The following is an 18,965-nucleotide window of genomic DNA, read 5'->3' as shown; positions in this document are numbered from 1 at the left end:
CGCGATCGGCGGTACTGGCAGCATGGCGAGGTGCCCCATCACCTCGTGCGCTGGACCGGACTGGCCGGATCGATCATGCTCGCCGTGGCGGCGTTCCTCGGCGGCGCCCTGCCCGACGGCGACCTGCGACCCAACCCGGTCAAGATCTGGTTGGGCCCGAACGGACCGCTGATCATCGGGCTGTGGTTGGTCGGCACCGCGGCCATGGCGGTGGCCTGGTGGACGCTGCGGGACCGGGTGCCCTCGGCGCGGTGGGCCCTGGTCACCGCCGGGCTGTGGGTGCTGCCGTTCCTGTTCACCCCGCCGCTGGGCAGCCGGGACGCCTACGCGTACGCCTGCCAGGGGGCGAGCTACGCCAATGGCATCAGCCCGTACGAGTACGGCGTCTCCACGCTGCCCTGCCCGTGGCTGGACACCATGTCGTACATCTGGCGGGACACCCCGGCACCGTACGGGCCGCTGTTCGTGGTGCTCTCCGGCGCGGTGGTCGCGGCGACCGGTTCCCTGATCGGCAGCATCGCGTTGTTCCGGGTGCTCGCGGTGGCCGGCGTGGTGCTGACGGCGGCCTGCCTGCCGGTGCTGGCCCGCCGCAGCGGCGTGCCGGTCGGCCGGGCCCTCTGGCTCGCCCTGGCCAGCCCGCTGGTCGGAGTGCACCTGATCTCCGGGGTGCACAACGACGCGCTGATGGTCGGCCTGCTGGTGGCCGGGCTGGCCGTGGTGGTGAGTCGTCCCGGCCGGCCCTGGCCGCTGCTGGCCGGCGGCGTCGTGCTCGGCCTGGCCGCCGGCATCAAGGTGACCGCGCTCGTGGTGGTGCCGTTCGCGGCACTCGCCGCGATCACCGGCGGCTTCTCGCTGCGTGCGCTGCTGCGCCACGGTACGCCGGTGGTCGGCGGCGCCGTGGCCACGCTGTTCGGGGTGACCCTGGCCGCCGGGCTGGACCTCGGCTGGATCACCGGGCTGTCACACGGCAACGAGGTGGTTGCCTGGACCTCGCCGCCGACCGCCGTCGGGCAGACCGTCGGTTACCTGGTGCTGCCGTTCGGCCTGCACATCGACGCGCTGCCGGTGACCCGGGGCATCGCGGTGCTGGTGTTGGCGGCGCTGCTGGTGTGGCTGTGGTTCCGGGCCCGCCACCGGGAACCGCTCTGGCACGCCGCGCTGGCGTTGACCGCCACGGTGGCGCTCGCCCCGCTGTTCCACCCCTGGTACTGGTTCTGGCCGCTGACCCTGCTCGCCGCCACCGCGCGGCGCACCTGGTGGTTCAGCGCCGTGACCGTGTACGCCGCGTTCCTGGTGCTGGCCGACGGCACCGGCCTGCCCCGCTACACCAAGACGGTCGGTGCGCCGCTGATGACGCTGTTCGTGATCGTGGTGGCGGTCCGCTTGGTACGGTCGGCGAGGCAGGCCCGGGCGGCGGACCGGCAACCGGTGCCGGTCGAGTAGGCCGCTCCCGGCGGCGTTGCTGGACACCGCACTGGAGGAGAGGTACCGCCGGTGAGCGAGCCCGGCGCCCGTTCCCCCCTCGATCCCCGCTGCGCGTCCGAGGCCGGACGCGGTCCCGATGCCCGGCCCGTGGGCGCGCGGGACCGGGTCGCCCGGTACGTCGGACTGGGCGGGGCCGTGCTGCTGGCGGTCGCCGGCTACCTCGGTGGTGCCCTGCCGGACGCCGGCACCGCCCCCGACGGTGGCCCGCTGACCGTCACGTCGTGGTTGCTCGGCACCACCGCCATGGTGGGTGCCTGGTGGGCGTTGAGGGCCGGTGCGCCGTCGACGAGGTGGGCGTACGTCACCGCCGGAGGCTGGGCGCTGCCGCTGCTGGTCACCGCCCCGCTGGGTAGTCGGGACGTCTACTCGTACGCCTGCCAGGGCTGGATCTACGCCGACGGGGGTGACCCGTACGCCATCGGGGTGGCCGCGGCCGGCTGCCCCTGGGTCGAGGCGGTCGCGCCGGTCTGGCGGGACACCCCGGCGCCGTACGGGCCGTTGTTCGTCCTGCTCGCCGCGCTGGCCGTGGTGCTCGGCGGCGGGTTGGTGGGCACGGTGGTACTGCTGCGGCTGCTGGCGCTCGCGGGCGTGCTGGCGGCGGCGGCCTGCCTGCCCGGCCTGGCCCGGGCGGCCGGTGTGCCGCCTCGACGGGCGACCTGGCTGCTGCTGGCCTGTCCGCTGGTCGGGGTGCACCTGGTGGCCGGGGCGCACAACGACGCGGTGATGCTCGGCCTGCTCCTGCCGGCCCTGCTGATCCTCGTCCACCCTCCGGGCCGGCTCGGGTCGCTGATCCTCGCCGATCCTCCGGGCCGGGTCGGGTCGCTGCGCCCAGTCGGTGTGCTGCTGCCCGCCGGGGTGCTGCTCGGGCTGGCGGTGTCGGTGAAGGCGATCGCCGTGGTGGTGCTGCCGTTCGCGGCGCTGGCCGCCGTGCGGGGTCGACCCGGCGTGCGGACGCTGCTGCGCGACGGTGGCCTGCTGGCCGTCGGCGCCGTCGGCGGACTGCTGGTCCTGTCGCTGCTGACCGGTCTGGGGCTCGGCTGGCTCGGCGGGTTGGGCCGCAGCGGCGACACCGTGCAGTGGACCTCGCCGCCGACCGCCGTCGGCATGCTCATCGACTACGTCGGCGAACTGTTCGCCCGCCACCCCCACGCCGTCCCACTGACCCGCATCACCGCCCTGCTCCTCCTGTCCACCCTGCTCCCTCTCCTCTTCCACCACACCTACCGAACCCTGCGCCACCCCCCACCCCCACCCACCGCCCCCCACCCGGACGCGTTGATCATGAGGTTAGCGTCCCGGCAAGCGCTTACCGGTGCCGCTAACCTCATGATCAACGCTTCTGAAGCGGAGGTGGGGCGGCGGCGGGTGGTGTTGCGGGGGGCGGGGGTGGGGTTGGTGGCCACCGTGGTGCTCGCGCCGGTGTTCCATCCCTGGTACGCGACGTGGCCGCTGGCGGTGCTCGCGGTGGCCGCGACCCGGACCGCCTGGTTCGTGCTGCCGTGCGCGCTGGCCTCTTTTCTCGCGCTGCCGGACGGCACCAACCTGGCCCGGCTGACCAAGGCCCCGGGCGCGATCACGATGACCGCACTGGTCCTCGCCGCGCTCGTCTGGGCCCTGTCCCGCCGCCAATCCTGGCGGTCGCCCCCACCCACTGCTCGTCGGCGCTGCGCCGCCACCCGGTCCTCCACCGAGTCTTGAGTTACCCACCCGTCTGTCCCTCCTGCGGCGCGCGGTTGCGCGGCCGAAGCGTGGCAGCGAAGCTGCTCGACACACCGGTGTGCAAGCACCTGCACTGCCACAGTCGCCGGGCTCTCGGGGTGGGCGCGGTGGGGTGCGTCTGGTGGTTGGTTGGCGGAGGGCTCGTTGTGGCGCGGTGCCGGTTCGGCGGCGGGCCCGGTCAGCGGCGGGTGCCGCAGGTGGGGCAGGGCTCGTCGGGGCTGCCCCTGGTGCGACGGCGCAGGGCCACGGCGGCCGGCAGCACGACCGGCCCGAGCAGCCCCACGGTGAGCGCCGCCCCGACCAGGGTCGGATAGGTCGGACGCGGTGCCCCGGCGAGGCCGTCCACCGCCCCGGCCAGAATGTGCACGCTGAGCAGACCGATCGGGGTGAGCAGCGCGACCACCGCCCAGCCACCCCGCCAGTCCCGTCGCATCGCCAACCCGACGCCGAGCAGTAGCGCAACCCCCAGCAGCACCACCCCGGTCGCCGGTAGCAGCAGTTCGGACGTCCAGCGGTAGGAACCCCAGTAGAGCTGGTTGCCAGCACCGCCGGAGAACGCGCCGCCACCCGCTGCCGCCACGATCGGCAATGCCCGAGCGGGCAGCGGTAGGCGGCTGTCCACCGCGAGTGCCAGCACCCCGAGGGCGACCTGGGGCACCAGCACCAGCAGCGGCGGCCTGGGCAGGCCCGCGACCGGGTCCGCCAGGAGAACCGCCACGGTGGCCAGCACCGCCCCGGCGACTGCCACCCGGGCGGGTCGGCCCGGCGCGACGAGTGCGAGGACCGCCACGACCAGCCACGCCAACCACGCGACGATGCCGGTCGACTCGAAGGGACCGAACACCGGCACGCCCGCCTCGGCAGGTGGTGGGCTCTGCTCGACGAGCGTCCAGAAACCGGCCAGGAAGGTGGCGGTGGTCAGCGCGAGCAGCGCCGCAAGGCGTACCCCGGGGATCAGGTCGCTGGCGCCGGCGGCCCGCAGCCGCTGGCGGAGGCCACCCCGCACCAGGTCGGCGGCGTCCGCGACGGAGGGCCAGCGCCGTCGCGGGTCGGCCAGATCGAGGTACGTCCCGACGATCTCGTCGCCCCGGGAGTGGCGGTAGTCCGTCGGATACGCCCGCAGCAGGTGCCGGTAGCGGCGCTCCAGCCTGCTCATGCCGGCCCTCCACTTCGCTGCGTGCCGGCCTGAGGCACCAGCGCACTGCGTTGATGAATCGCTCGCTGACGCTCGCTCATGCCAGACCTCCGGCGGTACGCGGTGCGAGCGGTCGCACCGAGCGCGCCCGTAGCCGCGCGGTGGCGGCCTCGACGTTGCGGCGCAGCCGTTCGGTCTCGGCGGCGAGCGTGGCGTCACCGGCGGGGGAGAGGCGGTAGTAGCGGCGCAGCCGGCCGTCGACGGTCTCCTCCCGGTCGAGTTCGACCAGGCCCGCGTCGCCGAGCCGGTCCAACGCGCCGTAGAGGGTGCCGGGGCGCAGCGAGAGCCGGCCGTCGGAGAGGGCCGCGACCTCGCCGATGATCGCGTAACCGTGCATCGGCTCGCGGGCGAGCGCGGTCAGGATGAGGAAGGTGGGTTCGCGCAGCGGAGTGTCCACGCCGTCAATATATCGGACGCGAAGGTATCGCGGGGGTCGACATGCGACGGGCCGGCTCCGCGAGACGCGGAGCCGGCCCGGAACGGCCGCTGAGTGGAATCAGCAGTCGAAGTACATCGCGAACTCGTGCGGGGTCGGGCGCAGACGCACCGGGTCGACCTCGTTGGCCCGCTTCCAGTCGATCCAGGTGGAGATCAGGTCGGGGGTGAAGACGCCGCCGTCGAGCAGGTAGTCGTGGTCGGCCTCGAGCGAGTCCAGCACGGCCGGCAGCGAGCCCGGCACCTGCTTGACGTCGCCCCACTCCTCCGGCGGGAGGTCGTAGAGGTCCTTGTCGATCGGCGCCGGCGGCTCGATCTTGCTCTTGATGCCGTCCAGGCCGGCCATCAGCATCGCCGAGAAGGCGAGGTAGACGTTTGCCGACGGGTCCGGCACCCGGAACTCGACCCGCTTGGCCTTCGGGTTGCTGCCGGTGACCGGGATGCGGGTGCAGGCGGAGCGGTTGCGCTGCGAGTAGACCAGGTTGACCGGCGCCTCGAAGCCCGGCACCAGGCGACGGTACGAGTTGACCGTCGGGTTGGTGAAGGCCAGCAGCGACGGCGCGTGGTGCAGCAGACCGCCGATGTACCAGCGGGCGGTGTCGGACAGGCCGGCGTAGCCGGTCTCGTCGTAGAACAGCGGCTCGCCGCCCAGCCAGAGGCTCTGGTGGGTGTGCATGCCGGAGCCGTTGTCGCCGAAGAGCGGCTTCGGCATGAAGGTGGCGGTCTTGCCGGCGGCCCAGGCGGTGTTCTTCACGATGTACTTGAAGAGCTGGAGCTGGTCACCGGCGTGCAGCAGGGTGGAGAACTTGTAGTTGATCTCCGCCTGGCCGGCGGTGCCGACCTCGTGGTGCGAGCGCTCCACGGTGAAACCGGTGTCGATCAGCCGGCGGACGATCTGGTCGCGCAGGTCGGCGTAGTGGTCGACCGGCGGCACCGGGAAGTAGCCACCCTTGTACGCGGTCTTGTAGCCGCGGTTGCCGCCCTCCTCCTCACGACCGGTGTTCCAGGCGCCCTCGATCGAGTCGATGTAGTAGAACGCCTGGTGCGCGGAGGTCTCGTGACGGATGGAGTCGAAGATGTAGAACTCCGCCTCCGGACCGAAGTAGGCGGTGTCGGCGATGCCGCTGGCGGCGAGGTAGGCCTCGGCCTTCTTCGCCACGTTGCGCGGGTCACGCGAGTACGCCTCGCGGGTGAACGGGTCGTGGATGAAGAAGTTCAGCGCGAGGGTCTTCTGCGCGCGGAACGGGTCGATGAAGGCGGTGGCGACGTCCGGGAGCAGGAGCATGTCCGACTCGTGGATCGCCTGGAAGCCGCGGATCGACGACCCGTCGAAAGCGAGACCGTTGGTGAAGAAGTCGTCGTCGACGGACTCCACCGGCAGGTTGAAGTGCTGCATGACGCCGGGCAGGTCACAGAAACGAACGTCGACGAACTTCACGTCCTCGTTCTTGAGGTAACGCAGGAGTTCCTCGGGATTGGCGAACACTCGTCCTCCTGGCACGTCCACGGATAGCTAGGCTCCTGGCGACGCTATGGCCGTGCGGTTGCCCGGCCATGTCTCCAGTGTTTCTGCCGTGTTACGTCCCTCGCGTTGGGTCACCTCGGTGCCTGACTCGGACACCTCAACCCGAGGGACGGGTCCGGCTGTGCCAGTGTAGTGAACCTTGATGAGATTGGTCCTTTTTGGCACCACGCGTCGGCGCGGCCCGGCACCGATCCGGTTCGCCTCGCATCGTGCGTCGGGCCCGCGCCCGGCGCGGCTCCGGCGCTGACTAGGCTCGTCCGGGTGACCACCCAGCCGCGCCCGTCACCGCCCCCCGCCACGGACCCCGACTTCGTCCCGGCCGACCTCGGGCGTCGGTTCGGTGCGCTGCTCGTCGACTGGATTCTCTGCCTTCTCGCGTCGGGCCTGTTCGCCAGCCCCACCCGGGACGCCTGGGCACCGGTGCTGGTGCTGATCCTGCTGTACGGCGTCTTCCTGGGGCTGTTCGCCCAGACACCCGGCATGTACCTGACCAGGATCCGGTGCGTCGACTGGACCGACGGCGGCCGGATCGGTCTGCTCCGGGCGCTGCTGCGGGGAGTGCTGCTGGCCCTGGTCGTCCCCGCCCTGCTGATGGACCAGCACCGGCGCGGTCTGCACGACCGCCTCACCGGCTCGGTCGTCACCCCCGTCCCGCGCTGACCCGCCCGGCCGTCCACCCAGCTCGCGGGCCCGCTCGCTGACCCGGTCATCCGTGGCCGGCGGTGCGGCTCAGCGGCCGCGCATCTGGCGGGACGCGCCGCGCGGCGGGCGGAGGTTCTTCGGGATGGCCCCCTTGGGCATCTGCGGGCGGGAGGTGAGCGCCTTGAGGCGCTTGTCCAGGGAGTTGACGTCCTTGCCGCTGAGGTTGCGGGGCAGCCGCATCAGCGTCATCCGCAGCTTGCGGATCGGCAGCTCGCCCTCCTCCTGCCCGATGACGTAGTCGTAGAGCGGAGCATTGCCGATCACCTTGGCCAGCCGCCGCTTCTCCTGGCCGAGCAGGCCGCGGACCCGCTGCGGATTGCCCTCCGCCAGCAGGATCACGCCGGGCCGTCCGATGACCAGGTGCACCATGTCCATCTGGGTGGTCGAGCTGACCGCCGGGGACACCCGCCAGTCACCGCGCATGTTCTCCATGATCTGGGCGGCGGCACCCGGCTGCCCCTCGGCCGCGTTCATCATCGCCCGGTTCGACCGCAGGTTGAGCACGATCAACAGGCAGAGCAGGGCGAACAGGATGCCGAGCGGCAACCAGAGCCAGCCCCAGAGCGCGACCGCGACCACGGTCAACGCGAGCGGGATCAGCACCGCACCGGTGGCCAAGGGGGCGAACCACTTGTCCTGCTTGGCGGTGAACCGGAACACCAACCCGATCTGCTTCAGCCGCTGGCCGAACGAGACCTTCTCCTGGGGCTTTGCCATGACGTCGAGTCTAGTGGGCGCCCGCCGCACAGTTGATCCGCGGCCGGCTGAGTACCTTACGACCCCGACCCGCCGTCAGCGACCCGGCGTAAGGAGGGCGAGCGGGCACAGATCAGGCACCGTGCCCATGCCCCGGCGGCACCTTCGCGAGCAGAGTCGGTGTCATCAGTTGACGACGATCGCAGGGAGCGCGACATGTTCGGTCACGACGCCGATCTCATGCTCACCCTCTACCGTACGCACGCGGCGGAGCTGCGGGCCGACGCCGCCCGGGACCGGCTGGCGCGGTCGCTGCCGCACCGCTCGGCACGTGGCTGGCTGCACCGCCGGCAGCATCGGACGCACACCGACGAGGCCCGCCACTGAGCCGTGGGAGAGGACCAACCGCACCGTTCCCGCCCCGACACCGCCACCGGTGTCGGGGCCGGGGGGAACGGCCGGCAAGCCGGGGAGGCTGGGCGTGGCATGCTCGGTGCCGTGACCGTCCGCCCCACCAGTACCGTCCTCGTCGGCCGCCAGCGGGAGATGACCCGGCTACGTGAAGCCGTCGCCCGCGTCCGCGCCGGGGAGCCGGTCACCCTCCTGGTCGGTGGTGAGGCCGGGGTCGGCAAGACCCGCCTGTTGGAGGAGTTCGGCCGCGCCGTCGGTGACGACGCCCGCCTGCTGGTCGGGCAGTGCCTCGAACTCGGCGAGGCCGGCCTGCCGTTCGCCCCGTTCGCCGCGGTCCTGCGGGCGGTGCTGTGCCGCGACGGGACCGGCGTGCTCGACGGGTACGACGCCGAGTTCGCCCGCCTGCTGCCGGAGCTGGCCCGTCCGGCCGGCGCCACCGCACCCGCCGCCGCGCACCCCTCGGACGCCCCCCGGGGTTACCTGTTCGACCTGGTCGCCCAGCTGTTCGGCCGGCTCGCCGCCGCGCGACCACTGATCGTGGCGATCGAGGATCTGCACTGGGCGGACCGGTCGACCCGGGATCTCATCGGTTTCCTGGTGCGGGCGGGCCACCCCGGCCCGCTGCTGCTGATCTGCACCTATCGCACCGACGAGCTGCACCGGGGCCACCCGTTGCGGCCCTTCCTGGCCGAGCTGGACCGGGCCCGGGGCGTCGAACGGGTCGAGCTGTCCCGGCTGGAGCGGGACGGCACCGGGGCGGTCCTCGCCGGGCTGCTGGGTGCCGAGCCGGCCGCCCGGGCGGTCGACGACATCCACGACCGTACGCAGGGCAACCCCCTGTTCATCGAGGAACTCGCCGCCGGCAGTCCGATCGGCTGCGCCGCGCTGCCGGAGACACTGCGCGATCTGCTGCTGGCCCGGGTGGACCGGCTGCCCGAGTCGGCCCAACGGGTGCTGCGGATCGCCGCCGCCGGCGGCAACCGACTGGCACACCAACTGCTCGCCGAGGTCGCCGGACTGCCCGAGGCGGAGCTGGACGACGCGGTACGGGCCGCCGTCGCCGCACAGCTGCTGGTCGCCGACCCGGACGGCGACTACGAGTTCCGCCACGCGCTGGTCCGTGAGGCGGTCCACGACGAGTTGCTGCCCGGCGAACACGCCCGGCTGCACGCCCGGTTCGCCGCGGCCATCGAGGCGCAGCCGCACCTGGTAGCCGCCGGCCGGGCGCCGGCGGAGATCGCCCACCACTGGTACGCCGCCCATGACCACCCCCGGGCCCTGGTGGCCGCCCGGGCGGCCGCCGACGCCGCCGCCGACCGGTACGCGTACGCCGAGCAGACCCGGCTGCTGGAGCGGGTGCTGGAACTGTGGGAGCTGGTGCCCGACGCCGCCGACCGGCTCGGCATGGACCACCTCGCGCTGCTGGAGGAGACGCTCGGCGCGGCGACCACTGCCGGTGACTACCAGCGTGCCCTGACCCTGACCCGGGCCGCGCTGGACGAGGTCGACACCGGTGCGGAGCCGCTGCGCGCGGCGCGGTTGCTGGATCGGCGCGGCCGGATGCTGGCCATGCTCGGCAAGAGCGACGGCGCCACCGAGCTGCGGGAGGCGTACCGGCTGGTGTCCGGCGTGTCGGACGGCCCGGACCGGCTGCGGCTGCTCGCCGACCTCGCCGATCACCTGGCCCGCATCGACCACGCCGACGCGGCCCGGATCACCGCCGAGGTGGTGACCGCGGCGCGGGCGGCCGGCACCGACGGTGCCCTGCTGCTGGTGCAGTTGGCGGTACTGAAACGCCGCGCGGGCGCGGCGGATCTGGGGCTGGCCGAGCTGCGCCGCTGCGAGGCGCTGGCACGGACCGCCGGGGACGCTCCGGCGCTGGTCAGCGCGCTGGTACACATCTCCGACGTGCTGTACGAGCTGGGCCGGTACGACGAGTCGGCGCAGGCCGCCGCCGACGGGGTGAGCGAGGCACGTCGGGTCGGCATCAGCCGCTCCACCGGTGCGTACCTGCTCTCGAACCGGGCGGAGGCGCTGCTGGCGCTGGGCCGTTGGGCCGAGGCCGACCAGGTGTGCGCCGAGGCGGCCCGGCTCGACCCGCCAGGCGTCTCCGGGCTGCACTGGCTGCAACTGCGGGCGGCGCTGCGACTGGCGCAGGGGCATCCCCGCGCCGACGAGACGGTCGCCCGGGCGTTGAGCTTCCTCAGCAAGCCGTACCTGCATCCGCACAACCGGCTTCCGCTGCACCTGCTGCGGCTGGAGGCGGCGCTCGTGGCCGACGACCGGGACGAGGCGCTGGGGGCGGCGCGGGCGAGCCTGACCGATCCGGCGATCGTCGACTGTCCCCGCTACAGCTGGCCGCTGCTGGCGGCGGCGGCGCGGGTCGCCCGACACGTCGACGCCGAGGCCACGGCCGCCGAGGTCGCCGCGTTGGCCGGTGGCGTCGCGGCCCGGTTCCCCGCCGAGAAGGCGTACGCCGCCGAGGTGGCCGCCACCGTGGGATCGGGTGCCGAGGCGCCCGACGCCGAGGCGCTGGCCGCCTGGCGGACGGCGGTCGCGGCCTGGCGGACCGCCGGTCAGCCCGGGGAACTGGCCCGGGTGCTGCTGGGCTACGCCGAGGCGGCGGCGGGGGCGGGACAGCGGGACGCGGTCGGTGCGGCGGTGAGCGAGGCGGCCGGGCTCGCCGACGGGCTCGGCGCGGTCCGGCTCGCCGAGCGGGCGGCCACCCTCGCCCGCCGGGTCGGCCTGCGTGCCGTCGGCCGGGGCCGGCCCGGCGCGGATCCGCTGACCGAGCGGGAACGCGAGGTGTTGCGCCTGGTCGCCGCGGGACACAGCAACAGCCGCATCGCCGAGCAGTTGTTCATCTCGCCCAAGACCGCGAGCGTGCACGTCTCCCGGATCATCGCCAAGCTGGACGTGACCAACCGGGTGGAGGCCGCCGCCCTCGCCCACCGCCTCAACCTGCTCACCGACAAACCCTGACCGCACCCCGGACCCCGACGGGGTCAGGGGTGGTCAGCGGGTGGGCAGGGGTGCGTGTTCGCGGGCGGCGAGCGCCTGCTGGTAGAGGCGGCCGGCGCGGTAGGAGGAGCGGACCAGGGGGCCGCTCATCACACCGGCGAAGCCGATCTCCTCGGCCTCCTCACGCAGCTCGACGAACTCCTCCGGCTTGACCCAGCGTTCCACCGGGTGGTGCCGGGGGGAGGGGCGCAGGTACTGGGTGATGGTGATCAGCTCGCAGCCGGCGGCGTGCAGGTCGCGCAGGGCCTGGGAGATCTCGGCCCGCTCCTCGCCCATCCCGAGGATCAGGTTGCTCTTGGTGACCAGGCCGTCGGTGCGGGCCTGCCGGATGACGTCCAGGGACCGCTCGTAGCGGAAGGCCGGCCGGATCCGCTTGAAGATCCGGGGGACCGTCTCCACGTTGTGCGCCAGCACCTCGGGCCGGGCGCCGAATACCTCGGCGAGCTGCTCGGGTACCGCGTTGAAGTCCGGGATCAACAGCTCGACGCCACAACCCGGCTGCAGGGCGTGGATCTGCCGGACCGTCTCGGCGTAGAGCCAGGCCCCGCCGTCGGGCAGGTCGTCGCGGGCGACGCCGGTGATGGTGGCGTACCGCAGCCCCATCGAGACCACCGACTCGGCGACCCGACGCGGCTCGTCGGCGTCGAACTCGGCCGGCTTGCCGGTGTCGATCTGGCAGAAGTCGCAGCGGCGGGTGCACTGGTCACCGCCGATGAGGAAGGTGGCCTCGCGGTCCTCCCAGCATTCGTAGATGTTGGGACAGCCGGCCTCCTGGCACACCGTGTGCAGCCCTTCGCGCGAGACCAACCCGCGCAGCTGGGTGTACTCCGGGCCCATCTTGGCCTTGACCTTGATCCACGGCGGTTTGCGCTCGATCGGCGTCTCGGCGTTGCGTGCCTCGATCCGCAGCAGTCGCCGCCCCTCGGGTGCGGGCGTCGCGGTACTCGCGGCCTGGCCGGTCGTCGGCGCGGAGTGCTCGATCGTCACAAAACGAGCCTACGCCGGACGGCGGCGGTCGATGAACGGCGGGCGACGGCCGTCACCCCGGAATTGCTGTGACGCCGGACACCGGAGCCGGGACAACCACGTAACAGGACGGTCCGGCCAGGTGTTACGGTGCCCGACGAACAGCGACGACGGAGCCGAGTAGCGCACCGACCCGCCAGTTGAAGAGAGCCGCCGGTTGCTGCGAGGCGGTCTGGCGCCGGCCCGCGAAGACCCTCCCGAGCTGCGGGAAGAACGGCGTGCGGTGCCGGCCCTGGAGCGGGGTCACCCGGCATCCGCGTCCAGTAGACCCCGCCCGGCTGGCCCCGGTGAAAAGGCGACCAACGAGGCTCCCGTCCCGTCGGGAGCGAAGGTGTGGTGGCACCGCGAGGTTCCCGCTCGCCCACACCTCCCGGGGATCGCGTTGCGATTGATCGAGGAGGTAGCCATGCAACGCATCCTGTCCGACCAGCTCACGCCGTACACCGGGCGTACCGTCCGGGTTGCCGGCTGGGTCCACCGCCGCCGGCTGCTCAAGTCGGTGGCCTTCCTGATCGTCCGGGACGCCGCCGGCCTGGTGCAGGTGGTGGTCACCGACCCCGTGGTGCGCGCCGAGGTCGCGGCGCTGCCGGAGGAGACCGTCGTCGAGGTGGTGGCCACCGTGGTCGCCAACGCGGCGGCACCCGGCGGGTTGGAGCTGACCGACCCGACGGTACGTCCACTCGGCCCACCCGCCGCGCCGCCCCCGTTCGACCTGTACCGGCCCGAGTTGTCGGCCACCCTGCCGACGCAGCTGGACCACGCCCCGGTCGCCCTGCGTCACCCGACCCGGTCGGCCGCCTTGCGGATCTCCGCGGCGGCGGTGGCCGGCTTCCGGGCCTCGTTGGACGCCCACCGCTTCGTGGAGATCCAGACACCCAAGGTGGTCGCCTCCTGCACCGAGAGCGGAGCGAACGTCTTCGCCCTGGACTGGTTCGGTCGGCCCGCGTACCTGGCCCAGTCGCCGCAGTTCTACAAGCAGCTGATGGTCGGGGTCTTCGAGCGGGTCTACGAGGTCGGGCCGGTGTTCCGCGCCGAACCGCACGACACCGTGCGACACCTGGCGCAGTACACCTCGCTCGACGTCGAGCTGGGTTTCGTCACCGACCACCGGGACGTGATGGCGGTGCTGCGGGACACCCTCGCCGGGATGCTCGACGCGGTCGCTGACCGGGCCGCCGCCGCGCTGGCCACCCTCGGCGTCACGCCCCCACCGGTGCCGGACCAGATCCCGGCGGTGCACTTCACCGACGCGCTGCGGATCGCCGGCGCGCCGGCCGACGAACCGGACCTGGCCCCGGCGCACGAACGGGCGCTGGGGGAGTGGGCCCGGCGCGAACACGGGTCGGAGTTCCTCTTCGTCACCGGGTACCCGATGGCGAAGCGGCCCTTCTACACCCACCCGGACCCGGCACGGCCGGGCTACTCCAACGGCTTCGACCTGCTGTTCCGGGGCCTCGAACTGGTCACCGGCGGACAGCGGCTGCACCGGCACGCCGACTACCTGGCCGCGCTGGCCGCCCGAGGTGAGCCGGTGGAGCCGTACGCCGGCTACGTCGACGCGTTCCGCCACGGCATGCCGCCGCACGGCGGCTTCGCCATCGGCCTGGAACGCCTCGTCGCCCGCCTCACCGGCGCCCCCAACATCCGCGAGGTCACCGCCTTCCCCCGCGACCTCCACCGCCTAACCCCCTGACCCCCTGACCCCTCAACATCCGACGGGCCCACTGCCGGCGGCGTTCTCCGGAGCGCTGCTCGGGCTCCGTCCCACGACGAGTTGACCAAGAAGTTTGCGTCCGGATCCGCGCCCTGGCCCGACGCAAACTTCTTGGTCAACCAAGGGTCTGGTGGGTGGGGTGGTTCAGGGGGTGGGGGTGGGGAGGAGGGTGGGGAGGTGGCGTTCGACTGCGGGGAGGACGTCGGTGACGGTGACGGGGCGGTTCAGCTCGGCGGTGAGGGAGGTGACGCCGGCGTCGCGGATGCCGCAGGGCACGATCCGGTCGAAGGCGGTCAGGTCGCAGTCGCAGTTGATCGAGAAGCCGTGCAGGGTGACGCCCCGGGCGACCCGGATGCCGATCGCCGCGACCTTCCGCTCGGGGCCCCGGGCGTCGGCCGGCACCCACACCCCGCTGCGCCCCTCGACCCGCCCGGCAGCCAGGCCGAACTCGGCGCACACGTCGATCAGCAGCTGCTCGACCCGCCGCACGTACGCGACCACGTCGACCGGGTCGGGCAGGCGGACGATCGGGTAGCCCACCAACTGGCCCGGGCCGTGCCAGGTGATCTTGCCGCCGCGGTCCACGTCGATCACCGGGGTGCCGTCGACCGGACGGTCCCACGGCTCGGTGCGCTTGCCCGCGGTGTAGACGCTCGGGTGTTCCAGCAACAGCACGGTGTCGCCCTGCCCGCCGGTGACCACCGCATCGTGCAGGCGACGCTGTTCGTCCCAGGCGGCGGCGTAGTCGAGGACACCGGCGCGTACGGCCGTCAGGCCGGCTCTCGTCACGGTCACCCGTCCAGCCTAGACCCGTACCCGCTGGTCACCAGTGGTGAGCCGGCTCACCGGCGGACCCGCCACACCCAGACGTCCTCGACCCGCTCCGGCTCGCCGAAGAGCAGGACCAGGGTGCGGCGGATGGCCTCCTCGTCGACCGGCCACTTGGCACCGTGCACCTCGTCGGCGAGCACCACCGTCTCGATCCGCCAGTGCTCCAGGTCGGCGCGTACCTCCTCACGGGTGCCCTCGGTGACGATCGGCGGCAGCCCGGTGCGGGCCGCCTGGTCCAGCAGCGCGCCGAACGGGCGCGGCACCGGACCGATGCGGCCCCGGTCGTCGGGTCCGCCGGGGCCGAGGAAGAACCCGGAGGGGATGGCGAACTCGCCCTGCCGGTGCGCCAGCGCGTACGCCTGCCAGCGCTGACCGTCGGGGTAGACGTCGAGGGTGAGCGGTGCCGGGGTCAGCACCCCGCCGGGGGAGACGTGGTCCCGCCAGGCGCCGGAGGTGATGAAGCGGGGAATCGGCTCGCGTTCGCTGGTCAGCAGCGGCGTGGGGAACAGGGGCACCAGGGCCACCGCGAAGCCGACGGTCCACGCCACCGCCGCCGGGCGCGACGGCGGGCGGCGACGCAACCGGTCCACCGCGTACGCCAGCAGCAGGCCGATCACCGGCGTCACCACGAGCGCGAACCGGGCGGGCAGCGCGGCGTTCACCACCGGCAGGTGCCCGAGCAGGTCGAAGGGCATCGGCAGGTCGGTACGCCGGCCCTCGACCTTGGCCACCGGCCCGAAGGAGAGCGCGGTGAACACCACCGCGAGGATCCCGAGGGCCCACAGGGTCGCCCGCCGGCGTGCGTCGCCGCCCCGCCACAGCAGCACGAAACAGCCGATGGCCAGCACCAGCAGCGGCAGCCCGAAGAAGGAGTTCTCCTCGGTCGGGTTCGGTGCCAGCGAGGTGCCGAATCCGACCTCGCCCGCCAGCGAACGGCGCGGGTAGGCCGGGTACGCGGCGATGTCCTCGGAGTGGATCACCGCGTCGAAGCCGGTGCCGTGGAACCGCTGCGGTCCGGCGAAGTGCAGCCACAGCGGGTAGGCCAGCAACACCCCGGCGACCACCGCGGTGACCGCCAGCCCGCGCAGGAACGACGGCAGGACGGCGCGGGCCTCCGCCCGGTTGGCCGGATGCAGCGCCCAGACCGCGACGAAGAGACCGAGCGCCAGCGCGGTGAAGAACAGGCCCTCGGCGGCGATCGAGAAGGCGACCGCGACGAGTACGCCGAGGATGGCGCCGTCGCGCAGCCAGTGGCCGGGGCGGCGCAGCGCGAACAGCCGCCACACCAGCAGTGGCACCAGCCAGCCGGCGGTCCAGTTCAGGTGGGCGTTGGCGTGCGAGACCATCCCGGGGGAGAAGCCGATGAACAGCCCGCCGACCGCGGCGGCGAGCGGGCTGCGGACCAGGTGCCGGGAGAGCAGCCAGTACCAGGCGACGGCGGTGGCGGCCAGGTTCAGGGTGAGGATCACCAGGAAGGTGGCCGGCGGGCCGATCAGGTACGTCAGCGGGGCGAAGACCGCCGCGTACACCGTGATCGAGGTGTTGACCGCGAGGTTGACCCCGTCGGGGACGTTGATCAGATAGGTGTAGAGCGGATTGTCCCCGTGGGTCAGCGCGTGCCCGCCGAAGGCCAGCAGCCACTCGAACAGTGCCTGGTCGCTGGAGTTGACGGTGATCGCCCGTCCGTTCGGGTCGATCCACAGCCCGCTGGTCACCCAACCGGCCAGCGCCAACGCGACCAGCACCACGATCAGGTCGGTACGACGGTCGCGGGCGACCCGCGACGGCGACGGTGAGGCGGGCGCGGACGCCACGGACGGGGAGGTGGGCACCTAGCGGACGTTACCAACCGCACCGGTACACGCCGGTCAGACCCGGCAGGTAGCCGCCGGCCCGCGGTGCCACACCCGGGCATCGACGAATGTGTGCACGGCCACCATGTCATCGGCGTGACACAACTGCGTAACGTCGCGGCAATCATTGGTGACCCAGCTCACACCCTATGGAGGCTCTCGTGCGCCGCACCCGTACCCGGCTCGCCGGTGCGCTGGCCGGGCTGGCCCTGGCCGCCACCGCGCTGGTGGCCGTCGCCGCGCCCGCCCAGGCCGCAACCCTGACCCAGGTCACCGGCTTCGGTTCGAACCCCGGCAACCTCGCCATGTACGCGTACCGGCCGGACAACCTACCCTCCGGCGCCCCGGCCGTGGTGCTGCTGCACGGCTGCGCCCAGAACGCCAGCGGCTACTTCACCAACTCCGGCTGGCAGAAGTACGCCGACCAGTGGCGGTTCGCGCTGATCGTGCCCGAGCAGCGGTCGGCCAACAACTCCAGTTCCTGCTTCAACTGGTTCGAGACCGGCGACACGACCCGGGGGCAGGGCGAGGCGCTCTCCATCAAGCAGATGGTCGACCACGCGCGGTCGGCGTACGGCACGGCCGCCAACCGGGTCTACGTCAGCGGGCTGTCGGCCGGTGGGGCGATGAGCGCCACCATGCTCGCGACTTACCCGGACGTCTTCGCCGGTGGCTCGATCATCGCCGGGCTGCCGCACCGCTGCGCCACGAGCATGGTAAACGCCTTCTCCTGCATGAGCCCCGGCGTGGACAAGACCCCCGCGCAGTGGGGCGACCTGGTCCGCAACTCCCACCCCGGCTACTCCGGTGCCCGTCCGAAGGTGGCCATCTGGCACGGGACCAGCGACTACACCGTGGCGACGGCGAACGCCACCGAGTCCCGCGACCAGTGGACGAACGTGCTCGGTGTCTCGCAGACGCCCACCAGCACCCGGCAACTGCCGGCCGGCACCAGCGTCGAGGTGTACGGCAACGACGTGGTCCGGGTGCACCGGGTCTCCGGCATGGGGCACGGCACCCCCGTCGACCCGGGCTCGGGCGCGGACCAGTGCGGCACCGCCGCCGCGTACTTCCTGGACACCATCTGCTCGACGTACCACGACGCGCTCTTCTTCGGCCTGAACGGCGGCACCACCCCGCCCCCCACGGCGACCCCGACCCCGAGCCCGACCCCGACCGCGAGCCCCACCCCGACGGCGAGCCCGACCCCCACCGCCGCCCCGACCTGCGTGACCGCCAGCAACTACGCCCACGTCACCGCCGGCCGCGCCTACCACTCCGGCGGCTACGCCTATGCCACCGGCTCCAACCAGCGGATGGGCCTGTACAACACCTTCTACACCACCACCCTGCGTCAAACCGCCCCCAACCACTGGGTGATCGGCTGCTAACCCCACCACCCCGGACCCTGCGTTGATCATGAGGTTAGCGGCGGTTTTAGAGAGATCATCTTCGCCGCCAACCTCATGATCAACGCGTGCACGGGGAGGGGCGGGAGGGGCGGGAGGGTCAGTCGTGGAGGGCGGCGTGGAGGGCGGTGCGGAGGTCGGGGTGGCGGAAGGTGAACTGGGCGCGGTTGAGGACGCCGGGGAGGACGCGGGTGCTGGTCAACGCCTCCTGGGCGAAGCCGCCGAGGGCCACCTTCAGGGCCAGCGCCGGGATCGGGATGACCGCGGGACGGTTCAGCTGGCGGGCCAGCTCACGGGTGAACTCGGCGTTGGTGACCGGTGCCGGGCCGACCACGTTCACCGGTCCGGCGAGGTCGGCCCGGGCCAGCAGGAACGTGGTCGCGTTGAGCCAGTCGGTCATCGAGATCCACGGAATCCACTGCCGGCCGCTGCCGAGCCGCCCGGCGATACCCAGCTTGAACGGCAACAGTTGCGGCTTGAGCAGACCACCGTCGCGGTGCAGCGGCAGCCCGGTACGCAGCCGCACGACCCGCACCCCGGCGTCCTCGGCCGGCCGGGTGGCCGCCTCCCACACCCGGGCCACGTCGGCGAGGAAGCCCTCGCCGGCCGGCGCGTCCTCCTCGACCACCCGGTCGCCGGTGTTGCCGTACCAGCCGATCGCCGAGGAGTTCAGCAGCACCTCCGGTCGGTCCGCGACGGGCAGACCGGCGATCGTGGTGGCCAGGGTGGTGGTGGTGTCCACCCGGCTGGACCGGATCAACTGCCGGTACCTGTCGTTCCAACGCCGGTCGCCGACGCCCGCGCCGGCCAGGTTGATCACCGCGTCGGCCTCGGCGACCACCGCCGGGTCCAACTGCGCCGCCGACGGCGACCCCAGTCGCGCGTCGGCGGGGCGGGGCGGGGGGCCTAACAGCCCGGGCACCGGGTGCCCCTCCGCCCCGAG

General features: G+C 72.9%; 15 protein-coding genes. 7 read left to right on the top strand and 8 right to left on the bottom strand.

Annotated features, from left to right (window positions below; all coding sequences use genetic code 11):
- Positions 1–30 precede the first annotated feature (30 nt).
- Together mptB (V5O40_RS06190) and mptB (V5O40_RS06185) are read left to right on the top strand one after the other, a co-directional pair.
- The gene (gene mptB / locus V5O40_RS06190) at positions 31–1,443 is read left to right on the top strand and encodes a polyprenol phosphomannose-dependent alpha 1,6 mannosyltransferase MptB (protein WP_332904564.1); all 1,413 of its coding nucleotides are present in this window, start codon (positions 31–33) and stop codon (positions 1,441–1,443) included.
- Positions 1,444–1,572: 129 nt separating this feature from the next.
- Complete coding sequence (gene mptB, locus V5O40_RS06185) at positions 1,573–3,183, top strand: polyprenol phosphomannose-dependent alpha 1,6 mannosyltransferase MptB (protein WP_332904634.1); 1,611 nt, start codon at positions 1,573–1,575, stop codon at positions 3,181–3,183.
- Between the two features lie 199 nt (positions 3,184–3,382).
- Here mptB (V5O40_RS06185) and V5O40_RS06180 read toward each other — a convergent pair whose 3' ends face one another.
- The 3 genes from V5O40_RS06180 to glnA form a co-directional block, all read right to left on the bottom strand.
- Positions 3,383–4,360: a hypothetical protein gene (locus tag V5O40_RS06180; protein WP_332904563.1), complete on the bottom strand. Its 978-nt coding sequence runs from the start codon at positions 4,358–4,360 to the stop codon at positions 3,383–3,385.
- Between the two features lie 76 nt (positions 4,361–4,436).
- Complete coding sequence (locus V5O40_RS06175; RefSeq protein WP_332904562.1) at positions 4,437–4,796, bottom strand: PadR family transcriptional regulator; 360 nt, start codon at positions 4,794–4,796, stop codon at positions 4,437–4,439.
- A gap of 99 nt (positions 4,797–4,895) precedes the next feature.
- Positions 4,896–6,320, bottom strand: coding sequence for a type I glutamate--ammonia ligase (gene glnA / locus V5O40_RS06170; protein WP_332904561.1), 1,425 nt, complete (start codon positions 6,318–6,320; stop codon positions 4,896–4,898).
- A gap of 300 nt (positions 6,321–6,620) precedes the next feature.
- Here glnA and V5O40_RS06165 point away from each other — a divergent pair, with 300 nt between their 5' ends.
- On the top strand, positions 6,621–7,019 hold the full coding sequence (locus tag V5O40_RS06165; protein WP_332904560.1) for an RDD family protein: 399 nt from the start codon (positions 6,621–6,623) through the stop codon (positions 7,017–7,019).
- Between the two features lie 69 nt (positions 7,020–7,088).
- Here the strand turns inward: V5O40_RS06165 and V5O40_RS06160 are convergent, their stop codons facing one another.
- On the bottom strand, positions 7,089–7,778 hold the full coding sequence (locus tag V5O40_RS06160; protein ID WP_332904559.1) for a DUF4191 domain-containing protein: 690 nt from the start codon (positions 7,776–7,778) through the stop codon (positions 7,089–7,091).
- 195 nt (positions 7,779–7,973) lie between these two features.
- On the opposite strand from V5O40_RS06160, the gene V5O40_RS06155 reads away from it, so the two are divergent.
- Both V5O40_RS06155 and V5O40_RS06150 read left to right on the top strand, forming a co-directional pair.
- Entirely contained in the window at positions 7,974–8,144 is a 171-nt protein-coding gene (locus V5O40_RS06155; protein WP_332904558.1) for a hypothetical protein, read from the top strand.
- Positions 8,145–8,255: 111 nt separating this feature from the next.
- Positions 8,256–11,150: a helix-turn-helix transcriptional regulator gene (locus V5O40_RS06150; RefSeq protein ID WP_332904557.1), complete on the top strand. Its 2,895-nt coding sequence runs from the start codon at positions 8,256–8,258 to the stop codon at positions 11,148–11,150.
- Between the two features lie 33 nt (positions 11,151–11,183).
- On the opposite strand, the gene lipA is transcribed toward V5O40_RS06150, so the two are convergent.
- Positions 11,184–12,176 carry a lipoyl synthase gene (gene lipA, locus V5O40_RS06145; protein ID WP_332904556.1) on the bottom strand — a complete coding sequence of 331 codons (993 nt, stop codon included), beginning with the start codon at positions 12,174–12,176 and terminating at the stop codon, positions 11,184–11,186.
- A 445-nt stretch (positions 12,177–12,621) separates the two neighbouring features.
- Here lipA and aspS point away from each other — a divergent pair, with 445 nt between their 5' ends.
- Positions 12,622–13,908, top strand: a complete 1,287-nt coding sequence (aspS, locus tag V5O40_RS06140) for an aspartate--tRNA(Asn) ligase (RefSeq protein WP_332904555.1) — start codon at positions 12,622–12,624, stop codon at positions 13,906–13,908.
- Positions 13,909–14,073: 165 nt separating this feature from the next.
- Here the strand turns inward: aspS and lipB are convergent, their stop codons facing one another.
- Together lipB and V5O40_RS06130 are read right to left on the bottom strand one after the other, a co-directional pair.
- A complete protein-coding gene (gene lipB / locus V5O40_RS06135; protein WP_332904554.1) occupies positions 14,074–14,724 on the bottom strand; it encodes a lipoyl(octanoyl) transferase LipB in 651 nt (216 codons plus the stop codon).
- A gap of 47 nt (positions 14,725–14,771) precedes the next feature.
- Positions 14,772–16,592 (bottom strand): glycosyltransferase family protein, encoded by a 1,821-nt coding sequence (locus V5O40_RS06130; RefSeq protein WP_332904553.1) that lies wholly within the window; start codon positions 16,590–16,592, stop codon positions 14,772–14,774.
- A 182-nt stretch (positions 16,593–16,774) separates the two neighbouring features.
- On the opposite strand from V5O40_RS06130, the gene V5O40_RS06125 reads away from it, so the two are divergent.
- A complete protein-coding gene (locus tag V5O40_RS06125; RefSeq protein ID WP_332904552.1) occupies positions 16,775–18,004 on the top strand; it encodes an extracellular catalytic domain type 1 short-chain-length polyhydroxyalkanoate depolymerase in 1,230 nt (409 codons plus the stop codon).
- Positions 18,005–18,122: 118 nt separating this feature from the next.
- Here V5O40_RS06125 and V5O40_RS06120 read toward each other — a convergent pair.
- On the bottom strand, positions 18,123–18,965 hold an 843-nt coding region (locus V5O40_RS06120), incomplete at its 5' end, for a TIGR01777 family oxidoreductase (RefSeq protein ID WP_332904551.1).

Source organism: Micromonospora palythoicola (assembly GCF_036689795.1).
GTDB classification, from domain to species: domain Bacteria; phylum Actinomycetota; class Actinomycetes; order Mycobacteriales; family Micromonosporaceae; genus Micromonospora; species Micromonospora palythoicola.
Note: the sequence above shows the minus strand (reverse complement) of the source record. Positions and strands in the feature narration are given on the sequence as shown.

What these genes read in the sequence shown, in the direction of transcription:
- V5O40_RS06180 (WP_332904563.1), bottom strand. Translation starts at nt 4,360, where the DNA reads ATGAGCAGGCTGGAGCGCCGCTACCGGCACCTGCTGCGGGCGTATCCG.
- V5O40_RS06160 (WP_332904559.1), bottom strand. Translation starts at nt 7,778, where the DNA reads ATGGCAAAGCCCCAGGAGAAGGTCTCGTTCGGCCAGCGGCTGAAGCAG.
- V5O40_RS06155 (WP_332904558.1), top strand. Translation starts at nt 7,974, where the DNA reads ATGTTCGGTCACGACGCCGATCTCATGCTCACCCTCTACCGTACGCAC.
- aspS (WP_332904555.1), top strand. Translation starts at nt 12,622, where the DNA reads ATGCAACGCATCCTGTCCGACCAGCTCACGCCGTACACCGGGCGTACC.